We start from the raw sequence: 12,111 nt of genomic DNA, 5'->3' as shown, positions 1-12,111 counted from the left end.
TTCCTGATCTACTCAAGCCCGGAATCACACACGGTCGCGCTCTTCATTCATGTCCGTGACGCCGACGGCCCGAACCGGTGCACCATCCCCCTCGAGCGCTAGCGGATACGCCCGGAGCTCGAACCGCTCCCCGACCGCTTCGAGTCCGATCAGATTCTCGAGGATCAGCAACTCGTCGCCCAGCAGCGCGTGGTGGGCTTGGACTCCCTCAGGCTCGTCCGTACTCGCATTTTCCGTCGGCGTCGGATCCGGATTGAGCGCGTCCACGGCGACATCGAACCCCCGTTCGACGCAGATCTCGGCCGCCGCCGGTGAGAGATAGGGGTGCTCAAGGTAGCGGTCGGTCCCCCAGTGTGCGTCCCAGCCGGTCCAGTACGCGACGAGATCGGCGTCGCTGTCGGGCACTCGCGATGCGGGAATCGGCTCGCGAGCCTCGAGGTCGCGACAATCGACCCGGACGGCGTCGAAGACGAACCGCTCGAGGGGTAGCCGTCGAGCGTCTTTCCGTCGGGTTCGGTGTGGGCGGGCGCGTCGACGTGGGTCCCGGTGTGGCTGCCGCACTCGAGGGCCGAGACGCGAGCGCCGTCTGCCGCGTGGGTCGAATGGGGGCGGACGGCGACCTCGGGGTCACCGGGATAGGTCTGCATCCCCGTCTCGATCGGCTGGGTGAGATCGACGTGCATACGTGATCGCCGTCGCCGGACGGATATAACGCTGTGCGAACGCGTTCACCGAGCGGCGACCGTTCCCGACCCTGGACGGCCGAACGCGGGTCACCGGATCATATATCATGATTTATGCCACCGCTCGACAATGTATGGGCATGCGACTCAAAGGCAAGACAGCATTTATCACGGGTGCAGGTTCCGGCCTCGGCCGGGAAGCAGCGCAGTTGTTCGCCGAGGAGGGCGCGACGATCGTCGCGGCCGATATCGACCTCGAGGGGGCCGAGGAGACGATCGACCGGGTCGAGAGCGCGGGTCAATCGGGGACCGCACTCGAGTTAGACGTTCGAGACGCCGATGCGGTCCACGCGGCCGTCGACGAGGCGGTCTCGGAGTTCGGCCTCGATATCATGGTGAACAACGCGGGCGTGAGCCACGAGCGCGCGACGGTCGAGGAGATCGACGAGGGCGAGCGTGATCGAGTGATCGACGTCAACGTCAAGGGCGTCTGGAACGGCTGTCACGCCGCGATTCCACACTTCAGGGGGCAGGGGTCGGGAGCCATCGTCAACACGGCGTCGCTGGCCGGCGTCATCGGCGCGCCGCAGTTGGGAGCCTACTCGCTGTCGAAGGGTGCAGTCGTCAACTTCACGCGGACGGTCGCGGCGGAGGTCGGGCCGGCCGGCGTTCGGGCGAACGCGGTCTGTCCGGGCGTGACGGACACCGCGATGCCCCGGAAGAACCGGACCGAGGAGGAGTGGGAGGCGACCAAAACGGAGATGTCCCGCCACTATCCGCTGAAGCGTCTCGGGGAGCCCGAAGATATCGCGAACGCGATGTTGTTCTTGGCGAGCGACGAGGCCGACTGGATCACCGGCCAGGCGCTGGTCGTCGACGGCGGCTTCTCCTGTACATAGACGGTGCGTTCGAACTCTCCTGCGAGGCGGTCGTCGGTCCAACTGGGGAGAACTTCACGAAGATACCGTCTCGTCGACGACGGCAGCCGAGCGGTTTCGGCAGTCGGTTTGAGGCCGATCCCGTGGGCTATAGTCACCACTGAAACGGATTACATACTGATCGCAACGCCATCGTCACTGCTGAATATTATTTGATACAAAGCGTCCTGCTATCGTGGCGGCAGGGAATCGCCACGCCCTCCCCAGCCGATTCACTCGTTCCCTTCGGTCACTCGTTCATCCCTTGCACGGCATCGACGCCCGCCCTCACTGTCGTTCGGACGGCCGACAGCGCGCGCCACCGCACGCCGGCTGCCCAGTCTGAACGAGACCGAGATCTCTGCTACTGAATTGGTATCAGACCACATCGAGGCCACACCGTGTGCCGACGCCGCGTCTAGTCCGCCGCGGGAGCCGTCCCGTCTCGAAGCACCGACCGATAGCGCTCGCCAGCCGAGTCCTCGGCCTCGAGCGCGTCCCGGATCGTCGGCGAGATCCACTTCCGGTCGTCGTCCGCGCCGTCGGCCAGCCGGCCGTCGAAGCCGTCGGTCCGGAGGTCGGACGGCAGGAACCGCTCGTAGACCGGCAGCCGCTCTCCCAGTGGAACGCCCGCGTGGGCCGCGATCTCCTCGAGTTCGCGCAGCGCGGGCCACTTGTATTCGGGGTTGATGTGGTCGTCAGTAACTGGCGAGACGCCGCCGAGGTCGTCGACGCCGCAGTCGATCAGGTCTTTCGCGGGGGCGAGATTCGGCGGCACCTGGACCGAGATTTCCTCGGGCAGGGCGACGCGGGCCATCGCCGTGACCTGCCGCATGGTCGCGAGGTCGGGCGAGCCCCCCGACCAGCGTTCGTTTTCCACCACCGGCTGGACGATCACCTCCTGGATGTGGTCGTACCGGTCGTGCAGTTCGCGGATCGCGAGCAGGCTCTCCGCGCGATCCCGCCAGTCTTCGCCGATTCCCACCAGAATCCCGGTCGTGAAGGCCACGTCCAGTTCGCCGGCGTTTTTCAGGGTCCGCAGTCGCTGGCCGGGAACCTTGCGCCGCGGACCGGCGTGGGCCCCGACTTCCGCGGTCGTCTCGAGCATCACGCCCATGCTGGCGTTGACGTCTGCAACGGTCGCCAGCTGCTCGCGGGTCTGGTCGCCCGGGTTCGCGTGGGGGAGCAGCCCTTCCTCGAGCGCCACCTCGCAGGCCTCGCGCAGATAGGTGTGAATGGAGTCGTGGCCCCACTCCTCGAGCTGGTCGTGTATCTCCGTGTAGCGGTCGTCGGGATCGTCGCCGAACGTGAACAGCGCTTCCGTACAGCCCGCGTCGGCCCCGCGCCGGCAGATATCACGGATCTCCTCGAGCGAGAGCAGGGAGGCCTGCCCCGGCGGATCGAAGTAGGTGCAGTACGTACAGGTGTAGCGACAGGCCGTGGTGAGCGGGATGAACACGTTTCGCGAAAACGTCAGCGCCGGCGGTGCCTCGACATCGTTCGGGCTGACCTGCAGGAGCTCCTTGACGGCCCCGTCGTCGACCGCGATATCGACGCCGTACTCGCTCGCCCCGGGAAACATTACCTCTGGATGTCGTCCCTTGGCACATAAGGACTGCCTTCCTGTACGGCGGGCTGGCGGGCAACCACCGCGTTACTTCGTTGTGACGTTCTCGTCGCGAACGATGTCGACGCGTCCGTCACGATCGTCGAGTTCGAACCCGAACGCCCGGAGACGGGCGGGTGCGCGATTCGTCTCGAGCCCGTGGACGAGTACCTCGACGAGATCCGTCGGTTCGTCGATGTCGGTCGCGAGTCGGAACGAGTCGACCGTTTCGAGGCTGGCACCGACGTCGCGAGCGATCTCGCGATGGTCGAGATAGGAGGTTCCGTGGTAATCCACAAGGAATTCGGGATGTCGAACGACGAGCGCGTTCGTCCCGCCGCCGCGTCCCGGCGCGATCGCGATATCGGCCTCGGTGGAGAGGAGCGTCTCGAGCGCGTCGGGGGTCGCCAGCGCGAGGTCGGCCATGACGACGGCGACGGCGTCGGGACCGTCGTCCGCACGGTCGCAGCGCTCACTTCCCGGGAGTCGCGCGTTGACCGCGTCCGTCAGCGATCGATCGTCGACCGTACCCGATACCGACGCGGCGACCTCGCCCGGGAGATCGAACTCCTCGAGATCGAGTGGCGCAGTCGAGACGATCCTCGGTTCGTGTCCCGCGCCGACGATCGCACAGAGGACGTCTGCGAGCATGGCGCGGGAAAGCGCCCCGCGCTCGGCCGGCGTGAGCACGGACTCGAGGCGAGTCTTCGGCATCTCGGCGGCGAACGGGACCAGAACGCGCATCTGAATCTGGTTGCGGTAGTTCGGGCACGCTCAAAAACACGTCGGAGTGTACCCGTTTGCCGTCGCGGAATACACGTCGAAAAACACACACCGCGAACAGTCCGCACTGCGAGCGCGAGTGTGCTCCCGGCCTCGTGCCCCCCGACACGAATCCGGTCGCTCGCGAGTTTTGAACGAACGACGGCCTAGAACAGCGGCTCGAGTTCGTCCTCGTCGTCCTCGACGAGTTCCTCGAGGTTCTCGCTGCTGTCCTGCTGGATGTCGTCGATGTTGTCCTGGGCCTCGATCGCGACCTGTTGCAGCCGTTTGATCCGCGGGACGTTCGTCACGCCGGAAAGCAAGATCGCCGCAGCCACTTCGGGCTCCCCGCGCGGGAAGTCGCCGCCGCGAACTTCCATGCTTCCCGTTTCCTCCTCGAGCCACTTCCGCCCGCGCTCGATGCCTTTCCGGTTCAGATACTCCGAGGGTCCGGAGAGCACGAGCAGGGCGCGCTCGGTGCCTTCGATCTCACACGGGAGCGTGAGTCGGCCGAGTGCGGCCTTGCGGACGAGGCTCGTGATTCGGTTCGTCGTGTTCGCGGCGTCGAGATTGTCGTCGCCGCCGTCGTCGCCGGTGAACCGGGAGAGCAGGCCGCCGCTCGAGTTCACCTCGACGTCCTCCGAGGCGAAGCCGACGGTGGAGACACCACCGCCGGAGAGCGTGTTGATGATCTCGGAGGAGTCGACGACGCTCTCGGCGACTTCCTGCCCCTCTCCGACCTCGCCGGCGCCGAAGAGGATGCCGAAGCGGCGGACGATTTCCTCGTTGATCTGGTCGTAGCCGCCTTCCATGGACTCGCCAGTCTGTCGCCACGAGTCGTTGTCGAAGACGAGCAGGTTGTCGACCTCGCGGACGAACGTCTGAAACGATCTGGCCGCGTTGAGCGTGTAGATCCCGCCTTCGTCCGTCCCCGGCAGGACGCCGAGGCCGTAGACCGGGATCGTGTAGATCCGTTTGAGGTGTTTGGCGAGGACGGGCGCGCCACCGGAACCGGTGCCGCCGCCCATGCCGGCGACGATCAGAAAGGCGTCGACCTCGTGGGTCGGGATCGAGTCGATGGCGTTCTGTACCTCGTCGATGTCCTCCTCGGCGACTTCCGCGCCGAGTTCGTTGTCAGCACCCACGCCGTGGCCCTTGACGCGGGCCTGGCCGATGAGTACGCGATTCTCCTGTGGTATATTATCGAGACCGATGAGGTCCGCCTTCGCGGAGTTGACGGCAATCGCCGCGCGGACGATTCCGCTACCCGTCCGATCGTCGTAATCGAGGAATCGATCGACGATTTTGCCACCGGCCTGTCCGAATCCGATCATCGCCAGCTTCATTGTTTGTTTGGGGGCTCCGTTGAATTGGTACCAGTGCAATGGAGGATATAAGTCTTGTGCTGAACTGAATTTCACGTCTTCTTTACTATTCCTCCATATCGGATGACTGGAGTGGTATTTGCGCCGATTCTCCGAACTCGAAAACGCCGCGTACTGCGTCCCGTACTGTTTTTTAAGTTAGGTGTTTTCTCGACCCCGGTCGCGACGTAATCAGTTGCTATGGGCGACGACGACTCCGATCTGGAAGTCAGATCGTTTTCGCCGATCGTTCCTGACGGTCCGTCCCGTTGTGGCCGAGATACGCGCCGAGTGTCGTCATCGATGCCGGAACCCGGCCAAAGACGGTCACGTCGTTATCGTCGACGGTGTTGTCGAACTCGAGCGATCGAGCCTGATCGAGGCCGAACGGAACGAACGGCAGCGGACCGATCGCCCAGAGCCCGAGCTTGGCCACTCCCATCGGGATCGTTCCGATTCTGACGTCTTTTCCTTCGGCGCCGTAAGCGAGCTCCGTCACGTCCGCGAGCGTGACGATCTGCGGGCCGGCGAGCTCGTAGGTCTCGCCGATATGGGCGTCGTCTTCGAGCGCGTCGGCCAGCATGGGGACGAGATCGCCGACCCAGATGGGTTGAAACCGCGTCTTTCCGCCGCCCGGCAACGCCGTCAGGTACGGTGTCGTCAGCGTCTTCGTGAAACCGACGAACTCGTCGCCGTCGCCGAAAACGACCGACGGCCGAACGATCGTCCACTCGAGCGCGGAGTCGCGGACCACCGCCTCCGCCTCGCCCTTGGCGCGAATGAACGCGGTCGCGCCGTTCGGATCGGCCCCGAGCCCGCTCATCTGTAGGAATCGGTCGACGCCGCCGGCTTCGGCGGCGCGAACGAGGTTCTCCGTGCCCCGGAGGTGGACTTCCCGGTGGCTCGTCCCGCGGGGCGGGTCGAACAGCGGCGAGAGCGAGACGAGGTTGACGACGGCGTCGTGGCTCGCGACGGTGTCGACGATCGAGTCGTAGGCGCCGACGTCGCCCAGCGCCGATTCGACGCCGTCGGGGAGCCCGTCGTCGTCAACCGGTGACCGGGAGAGCGCCGTCACCTCGTGGCCGCGCTCGACCAGTTCCGCACACAGGTTCGTGCCGATGAAGCCGGTGCCGCCGGCGACGAGGATCTTCATGGCCGAAACGTGACTTCGCAGCGATAAATAGATGGGCGGCGACACCGCGTGGCCCGTTCGCGGCTCTCGACAGATTGTAGTAGCCGTCACGACGAGGGGCGACCATGCTCGTCACGCTCGAGGGACTGGACGGCAGCGGCAAGACGACGGTCTGGGAGGCCCTGCGCGAGCGGTATCCCCAGGCCACGTTCACGCGCGAACCCACGGACGATTCCTGGTACGGCGAGGCCGTCTACCGCTCGATCGAGGACGACGACGCCGACCCGCTGGCGGAACTCTTCCTCTACACCGCCGATCACGCCGATCACCTCTCGCGGGTGATCGAACCCGCCCTCGAGTGCGGCGACCTCGTGGTCTCCGATCGCTACTCTGACTCGCGCTTCGCCTATCAGGGCGCGACACTCGAAGCGGCCGAGGGCTACGACCTCGAGGACCCACTCGAGTACGTCGTCGACGTCCATCGGCCGTTCTCGATCGATCCCGATCTGACGATCTATCTCGATATCGACCCCGAAACCGCCGCCGCTCGCGCGGGGACGACGAACAAGTTCGAACATGCCGAGTACCTCGCGTCGGTTCGGGACAACTACGAGCGGCTGCTCGAGCGCGACCCCGATCGGTTCGTCTGCGTCGACGCGACGCAGTCGCCCGAGGCGGTGCTCGAGGCGGTGACGGACGCGCTGGCCCAAGCGGTCGACGAGTCGCGCTGACCTCGTCCATCGATTCGTCCCTCCACCGTTCCACCGCGACAATTCCCGTCGGAGACGGCGGCTTCGGGCAAAGGCTTTAGTCGTGCCAGAGTGTACCACACTGGCGATGGTCCACGCGTTCATCATGGTGAAGACCGCCGCCGGGAAGTCCGAGGGCCTGCTCGCGGAGATTGCCGATCTGGAGTCGGTCGCCGGCGCCCACATCGTCGCGGGCAACTACGACATCATCGCGGAGGTCGACGCGTCCGAGGTCTACGAGGTGCTCCAGACCGTTTCCTCGAGCATGCAGGGACTCGACGGCGTCACCGAGACGAAGACGTACATCGCGATGGGCTAACGGTACCGGATCTGGTGCGCATTCTCCGCAATCTCCGTTGTCTCGCGTGTTCTCGCGGACCCGTTAGCCGCCGGACGCGACCATCGTGGAAATTCACTCGAGTCTCCGAACTCGAGCGTCACGCCGAACTCGAGCGTCGGTCGACTCTCGACCGAACGAATACCATGCTAGTCGGGGGCAAACTTATTCACCGGGGCGAGCGTACCCCTGTCCATGCGGTTCGTCATTATCGGGGCCGGACGGGTTGGGCTGCGGACGGCGCGTGTCCTGCGCGACGAGGACCACGAGGTAACGGTGGTCGAACGCGACGAGCCGACGCTCAAACGCGCCCGCGATCAAGGGTTTCCCACCGTCGAGGGCGACGGCTCTCGCGAGGATATCCTCGAGGAGGCCGGTATCGCGGCGGCCGACGCCGTCGGTGCGCTGACCAGCGATCTCAACGTCAACTTCACCGCCTGCATGATTGCCAACCACTACGGCTGTCGGACGGTCATGCGGATCGACGAGGCCTACCGCGAGGGGATCTACCGGAAGTACGCCGACCAGGTCGACGAGATCATCTACCCCGAGCGGCTGGGCGCGATCGGCGCGAAAAACGCCCTGCTCGGCGGGACGATCCGCGCCATCGCCGACATCGCACCGCACCTGCAGGTCGTCGAACTCACGATCACCGACGCGGCCCCCGTCAACGGCTACACGATCAGCGAACTGCAACTGCCCGCGGACGCGACCGTCCTCGCCTTCGGCAAGCGCGATCAGGCGCTCGGGATCCCCGACGAGGACCTCTCGCTCGACGACGGCGACCGACTCGTCGTCCTCGCGGACTTCGACGTCCTGAGCGAGGTCCGCCAGCTTCTGGTCGGCGAGACGCCGAACCGGGCGGCCGCCAACGCCGACGGCGGCTCGAGTTCGGCGGCGACGAAGCTCCAGCGCGGGACGGAGACGGATTCGGATTCGGGAGGTGTCAACTGATGGTTACAGCATTCGTCATGATCAAAGCGAACACGGGCGAGGCGGATCGACTCAGAGACAGCATCGAATCGATCGACGGCGTTCGATCGGCCCACATCGTCGCCGGCGACGTCGACCTCATCGCGAAAGCGCAGGTCGAGTCGCCGGCCGCAGTCAAGGAAATCGCGGCGACCCGCATTCAGGCTATCGAGGGCGTTGAGGATACGCAGACGTATATTGCGATGGACTAAGAACGAAGTTTTGCGCTGTCGTTCGAGAGAGCGAAGCTCTCTCGTGACTGAGCGAATCGGAGATTCGCGAGGTCCGCAAGACCAAAGGTCTCGCTTGATGACGAAAGGCGCTACGCGCCTTTCGAACTACGGGCGCGGCAAAGCCGCCCCCTCGGCAAAAACTCGATTAAAAGCACTCCTTCTTCCATTCCGCTCACTTCGTTCGCTCGCGGCGACTGTCGGTGAATCGCCTGCCCTCCCCCGAGTCGCGCGGCTCTCGCATCTGCTCGAGCCGCGCTCCCGGCCACCGCAGTCGCGTCTCTCTGGTATGGTTGCGCTCGGACGCGATCGATATCGATCGAATTTATCACTCAAGTAGACTATCGGACGATATGGCCCAGAAACGACACAAAGCGATCATCGGGGTCGCGATGATCCTCCTGGGACTCGTTCAGGTGGGTTCCTACGCCGTGCAAAGCGACTTGGTATTCGCGATCTTCGGACTTCTCTACTCCTGTCTCGGAATCGGGTATCTCTGGGCCGAGGTCTATACCGCGGATCAGTGATTGCAGAACGGCCGATCGGGTGGATACGATCCCATCTCCAGTGAAGCAAACGGTACCGCAATTACAGTGGCATGCCGCCACTGTTCCCGTCTCCGTCCCCGTTCGCAGCCTGCTGGCCCCTGCTCTGGGCGTTCTCGAGCAGCGTCGCCGCTTCGCCGCGATAGTCGTAGCCGGGGATGATCCCCTGGGCGAAGGTGCCTTCGACGAACTCGATCAGTGCCTTGGCGTCGTCGGCACCCTCGCCGGCGTCCCACGCGGTGTACTCGAGGCGAACCCGGACCTCGTCGGCGTCGCGTTCGATGACGGGTTCCTCGTGCGTGCTCGTTCGGGCGACCGTGAAGACGTCCTCGAGACGGCGCTCGAGGGTCTCGAACCAGCCGTTTTCGACGGGGGCCGCGACGACCTCGTCGGCGACGGCGGCGTCGAGCGTGGGGAGGACGACGGTGACCAGAAAGCGGCCGTCGCGCTTTCCCTCGGCGTCGTCGGCCGCGACGGTCGTCTCGAAGACGGTCGTCGTGAGGTCGTAGCCGTCGTCGGTCCGGGCGAAGGCGTCATGGGACTCGAGTTCGCGTTCGACGGGAGTCGGGAGATCAGTCATTGTCCGTATCACGGGCGTGGCGGAAAAGGATGTTACGTTGTGGTGATCGCACTGGCCGAACGAGAAGTCACTGTGCAGTGCCTGGCGTCGGCAACTCCAGTAGTCGTTGGAACCGTTTCACGGGAAGTAATCCGTTGTTGTCGAAAATGAACTGCATAACTACAGGGGAAACCGGATACTGTCCGGGGTATGAGTCTGGATAAACACGCGGCAGAACGTCGTCGCTTCGCTCATCTCCTCGGCACGGACGGCGACCGCGGCTCCGGCCTGCCGATCGGTGGCCGAGACGCCGACGACGAGCCCGAGGCGGACGACGATGACGACCGCGATCTCGAGCGCTCGAGCGACGGCGACGCTACGAAATCTCGCGCTCGTTGAGGAACGCGTCCAATGCCGTCGCGACCTCTTCGAAGTCTTTGACCGTCAGTCCGTCAGTGGTGACGAAGACGCCCTCGCTGTCGTTCGTCACGCGGATCAGAAAGCCGTTCTCGAACACGCGGATGGTGTAGTCGTACGCACCGAGCTCCGAGCCCTCGTAGGCGGTCTGGGTGGTCTTGAACCCGCGCCACTCGTGGCCGATAAACGTCGAGAGGTCGGCGTCGCGCTCGAGGTCCTCGCGGAGGTAAACCTGCTCGTAGTCGTCGCGCGTGAAGTAGGTGACCGAACGGAGGCTGTCGCCGATGGCCGTTCGGCAGGTCGCGACGATCTGCTCCGACGCCTCTGACGTGAGTATTCCGGTCGGCATAGCTGACCAGTCGATCCCCGCGACCTTAACGACGAGGGATAGTCACAACGAGGTGAAACCGGCGGCGGCTCCGTCCTACACCTGTTCGATCGCCCGATCGAGGTCCGCGATCACGTCGTCGACGTCCTCGATCCCGACCGAGAGGCGCACGAGGTCGTCGGTGACGCCGCCGGCCAGCTTCTCCTCCTCGGTGAGCTGTTGGTGGGTCGTGCTCGCGGGGTGGATGATCAGCGTTTTCGCGTCGCCGACGTTCGCCAGCAGGCTCGCGAGGTCGACCTCGTTACAGACCGTCTCGGCGGCGTCGTAGCCCCCCTCGAGGCCGAACGTGATCATGCCACCGTAGCCTCCCTCGAGGTACTCGCTGGCTTCCTCGTGGGTCTCATGGCTCTCGAGGCCGGGGTAGTTGACCCAGTCGACCGCCGAATGTTCCTCGAGGTACTCCGCGACGGCCATCGCGTTGTCGCAGTGCTTTTCCATCCGCAGGGGTAGCGACTCGAGTTTCTGCAGGGTCGTCCAGGCGTCGAACGGCGACTGCTGGTTGCCCAAATCCCGAAGCCCGCGGGTCCGGGCGACGACCGAGAAGGCCATATCGCCGAACGTCTCGCGGAAGTTGACGCCGTGATAGGCCGGGTTCGGCTCGGTGATCTCGGGGTAGTCGCCCTCCTCCCAGGGGAACGAGCCGCCGTCGACAAGGATCCCGCCGACGGTCGAGCCCGCGCCGTGGATCCACTTCGTCGTCGAGTTCCAGACGAGGTCCGCGCCGTGCTCGAGCGGCCGGCACAGATACGGCGTCGCGAACGTGTTGTCGACGAACAGCGGCACGTCGTGCTCGTGAGCGATATCGGCGATCCGCTCGATGTCCGGCGTGATGAGCGCGGGGTTGCCGATCGTCTCGAGGTGGACGAACGCGGTGTCGTCGTCGATGGCCTCCGCGTAGGCGTCGTAGTCGAGCGTGTCGACGAACTTCGTCTCGATGCCGCGCTTGGCGACGGTGTGGGTGAGGTAGGTGTACGTCCCGCCGTACAGCGCCGACGAGGAGACGATGTTATCGCCGACCTCCGCGAGGATGAAGGTCGCGAGGTCGAACGCGGCCATTCCCGACGAGGTCGCGAGCGCGCCGACGCCGCCCTCGAGCGTCGCGATGCGTTCCTCTAACATCGCGTTCGTCGGGTTCATGATCCGCGAGTAGATGTTGCCCATCTCCTCGAGACCGAACAGCGCGGCGGCGTGGTCCGTGTCGTCGAAGACGTAGGACGTGGTCTGATAGATCGGCGGCGCGCGGGCACCCGTGGCCGAGTCCGGTTCCTGGCCGGCGTGGACGCTGTTCGTTGCGAAGCGGTGCGTGTCCGAATCGGGATCGTCGCTCATACCGGGTATAGAAACCGGTATACGGTAAAGTTACTGGACGAACTGGTTCGGTGAACCCCCCTTTCGGTGGGGTGCTTTGCGTCCCGGCCGGCGAATCGGGCGCTCGATCGAACGGACGAGA

The 12,111-nt window shown here is 65.0% G+C and carries 14 protein-coding genes and 1 pseudogene; 7 read left to right on the top strand and 8 right to left on the bottom strand.

Annotated elements, in window-relative coordinates:
- Positions 1 to 306: 306 nt before the first annotated feature.
- Positions 307 to 647, bottom strand: a pseudogene (locus CP556_RS27215) (cyclase family protein); the annotation flags it as partial.
- A gap of 176 nt (positions 648 to 823) precedes the next feature.
- Between CP556_RS27215 and CP556_RS03600 the strand changes: the two are divergent.
- Positions 824 to 1,582, top strand: coding sequence for an SDR family NAD(P)-dependent oxidoreductase (locus CP556_RS03600; RefSeq protein ID WP_098727270.1), 759 nt, complete (start codon positions 824 to 826; stop codon positions 1,580 to 1,582).
- 436 nt (positions 1,583 to 2,018) lie between these two features.
- Here CP556_RS03600 and cofG read toward each other — a convergent pair whose 3' ends face one another.
- The 4 genes from cofG to CP556_RS03580 all read right to left on the bottom strand — a co-directional run bounded on the left by cofG (position 2,019) and on the right by CP556_RS03580 (position 6,485).
- A complete protein-coding gene (gene cofG, locus CP556_RS03595; RefSeq protein ID WP_098724379.1) occupies positions 2,019 to 3,182 on the bottom strand; it encodes a 7,8-didemethyl-8-hydroxy-5-deazariboflavin synthase subunit CofG in 1,164 nt (387 codons plus the stop codon).
- Positions 3,183 to 3,254: 72 nt separating this feature from the next.
- Entirely contained in the window at positions 3,255 to 3,950 is a 696-nt protein-coding gene (cofC, locus tag CP556_RS03590) for a 2-phospho-L-lactate guanylyltransferase (RefSeq protein WP_098724378.1), read from the bottom strand.
- 185 nt (positions 3,951 to 4,135) lie between these two features.
- Positions 4,136 to 5,314, bottom strand: coding sequence for a tubulin/FtsZ family protein (locus CP556_RS03585; RefSeq protein WP_098724377.1), 1,179 nt, complete (start codon positions 5,312 to 5,314; stop codon positions 4,136 to 4,138).
- A 247-nt stretch (positions 5,315 to 5,561) separates the two neighbouring features.
- A complete protein-coding gene (locus CP556_RS03580; protein ID WP_098724376.1) occupies positions 5,562 to 6,485 on the bottom strand; it encodes a complex I NDUFA9 subunit family protein in 924 nt (307 codons plus the stop codon).
- Between the two features lie 104 nt (positions 6,486 to 6,589).
- Here CP556_RS03580 and tmk point away from each other — a divergent pair, with 104 nt between their 5' ends.
- The 5 genes from tmk to CP556_RS25765 all read left to right on the top strand — a co-directional run bounded on the left by tmk (position 6,590) and on the right by CP556_RS25765 (position 9,279).
- Positions 6,590 to 7,195 (top strand): dTMP kinase, encoded by a 606-nt coding sequence (gene tmk / locus CP556_RS03575; protein WP_098724375.1) that lies wholly within the window; start codon positions 6,590 to 6,592, stop codon positions 7,193 to 7,195.
- Positions 7,196 to 7,301: 106 nt separating this feature from the next.
- A complete protein-coding gene (locus CP556_RS03570) occupies positions 7,302 to 7,532 on the top strand; it encodes an Lrp/AsnC ligand binding domain-containing protein (protein WP_098724374.1) in 231 nt (76 codons plus the stop codon).
- Positions 7,533 to 7,745: 213 nt separating this feature from the next.
- A complete protein-coding gene (locus CP556_RS03565; RefSeq protein WP_098724373.1) occupies positions 7,746 to 8,504 on the top strand; it encodes a potassium channel family protein in 759 nt (252 codons plus the stop codon).
- Positions 8,504 to 8,734 carry an Lrp/AsnC family transcriptional regulator gene (locus CP556_RS03560; RefSeq protein ID WP_098724372.1) on the top strand — a complete coding sequence of 77 codons (231 nt, stop codon included), beginning with the start codon at positions 8,504 to 8,506 and terminating at the stop codon, positions 8,732 to 8,734. The genes CP556_RS03565 and CP556_RS03560 overlap by 1 nt, the downstream gene beginning before the upstream one ends.
- 371 nt (positions 8,735 to 9,105) lie before the next feature.
- Complete coding sequence (locus CP556_RS25765) at positions 9,106 to 9,279, top strand: hypothetical protein (RefSeq protein WP_176548108.1); 174 nt, start codon at positions 9,106 to 9,108, stop codon at positions 9,277 to 9,279.
- 61 nt (positions 9,280 to 9,340) lie between these two features.
- Here the strand turns inward: CP556_RS25765 and CP556_RS03555 are convergent, their stop codons facing one another.
- Positions 9,341 to 9,877, bottom strand: coding sequence for a DUF5813 family protein (locus tag CP556_RS03555; protein ID WP_098724371.1), 537 nt, complete (start codon positions 9,875 to 9,877; stop codon positions 9,341 to 9,343).
- Positions 9,878 to 10,066: 189 nt separating this feature from the next.
- Between CP556_RS03555 and CP556_RS03550 the strand changes: the two genes are divergently transcribed.
- Positions 10,067 to 10,255: a hypothetical protein gene (locus CP556_RS03550; protein ID WP_098724370.1), complete on the top strand. Its 189-nt coding sequence runs from the start codon at positions 10,067 to 10,069 to the stop codon at positions 10,253 to 10,255.
- Here CP556_RS03550 and CP556_RS03545 read toward each other — a convergent pair.
- Together CP556_RS03545 and CP556_RS03540 are read right to left on the bottom strand one after the other, a co-directional pair.
- Positions 10,233 to 10,622, bottom strand: a complete 390-nt coding sequence (locus tag CP556_RS03545) for a DUF7522 family protein (protein WP_098724369.1) — start codon at positions 10,620 to 10,622, stop codon at positions 10,233 to 10,235. The genes CP556_RS03550 and CP556_RS03545 overlap by 23 nt on opposite strands.
- Before the next feature lie 75 nt (positions 10,623 to 10,697).
- The gene (locus CP556_RS03540; protein WP_098724368.1) at positions 10,698 to 11,990 is read right to left on the bottom strand and encodes an O-acetylhomoserine aminocarboxypropyltransferase/cysteine synthase family protein; all 1,293 of its coding nucleotides are present in this window, start codon (positions 11,988 to 11,990) and stop codon (positions 10,698 to 10,700) included.
- Between the last annotated feature and the right edge of the window lie 121 nt (positions 11,991 to 12,111).

Source organism: Natrinema sp. CBA1119 (assembly GCF_002572525.1).
GTDB lineage: Archaea > Halobacteriota > Halobacteria > Halobacteriales > Natrialbaceae > Natrinema.
Note: the sequence above shows the minus strand (reverse complement) of the source record. Positions and strands in the feature narration are given on the sequence as shown.

What these genes read in the sequence shown, in the direction of transcription:
- cofC (WP_098724378.1), bottom strand. Translation starts at nt 3,950, where the DNA reads ATGCGCGTTCTGGTCCCGTTCGCCGCCGAGATGCCGAAGACTCGCCTC.
- CP556_RS03555 (WP_098724371.1), bottom strand. Translation starts at nt 9,877, where the DNA reads ATGACTGATCTCCCGACTCCCGTCGAACGCGAACTCGAGTCCCATGAC.
- CP556_RS03600 (WP_098727270.1), top strand. Translation starts at nt 824, where the DNA reads ATGCGACTCAAAGGCAAGACAGCATTTATCACGGGTGCAGGTTCCGGC.
- cofG (WP_098724379.1), bottom strand. Translation starts at nt 3,182, where the DNA reads ATGTTTCCCGGGGCGAGCGAGTACGGCGTCGATATCGCGGTCGACGAC.
- CP556_RS25765 (WP_176548108.1), top strand. Translation starts at nt 9,106, where the DNA reads ATGGCCCAGAAACGACACAAAGCGATCATCGGGGTCGCGATGATCCTC.
- CP556_RS03550 (WP_098724370.1), top strand. Translation starts at nt 10,067, where the DNA reads ATGAGTCTGGATAAACACGCGGCAGAACGTCGTCGCTTCGCTCATCTC.
- CP556_RS03565 (WP_098724373.1), top strand. Translation starts at nt 7,746, where the DNA reads ATGCGGTTCGTCATTATCGGGGCCGGACGGGTTGGGCTGCGGACGGCG.
- CP556_RS03585 (WP_098724377.1), bottom strand. Translation starts at nt 5,314, where the DNA reads ATGAAGCTGGCGATGATCGGATTCGGACAGGCCGGTGGCAAAATCGTC.
- tmk (WP_098724375.1), top strand. Translation starts at nt 6,590, where the DNA reads ATGCTCGTCACGCTCGAGGGACTGGACGGCAGCGGCAAGACGACGGTC.
- CP556_RS03570 (WP_098724374.1), top strand. Translation starts at nt 7,302, where the DNA reads ATGGTCCACGCGTTCATCATGGTGAAGACCGCCGCCGGGAAGTCCGAG.
- CP556_RS03545 (WP_098724369.1), bottom strand. Translation starts at nt 10,622, where the DNA reads ATGCCGACCGGAATACTCACGTCAGAGGCGTCGGAGCAGATCGTCGCG.
- CP556_RS03560 (WP_098724372.1), top strand. Translation starts at nt 8,504, where the DNA reads ATGGTTACAGCATTCGTCATGATCAAAGCGAACACGGGCGAGGCGGAT.
- CP556_RS03540 (WP_098724368.1), bottom strand. Translation starts at nt 11,990, where the DNA reads ATGAGCGACGATCCCGATTCGGACACGCACCGCTTCGCAACGAACAGC.
- CP556_RS03580 (WP_098724376.1), bottom strand. Translation starts at nt 6,485, where the DNA reads ATGAAGATCCTCGTCGCCGGCGGCACCGGCTTCATCGGCACGAACCTG.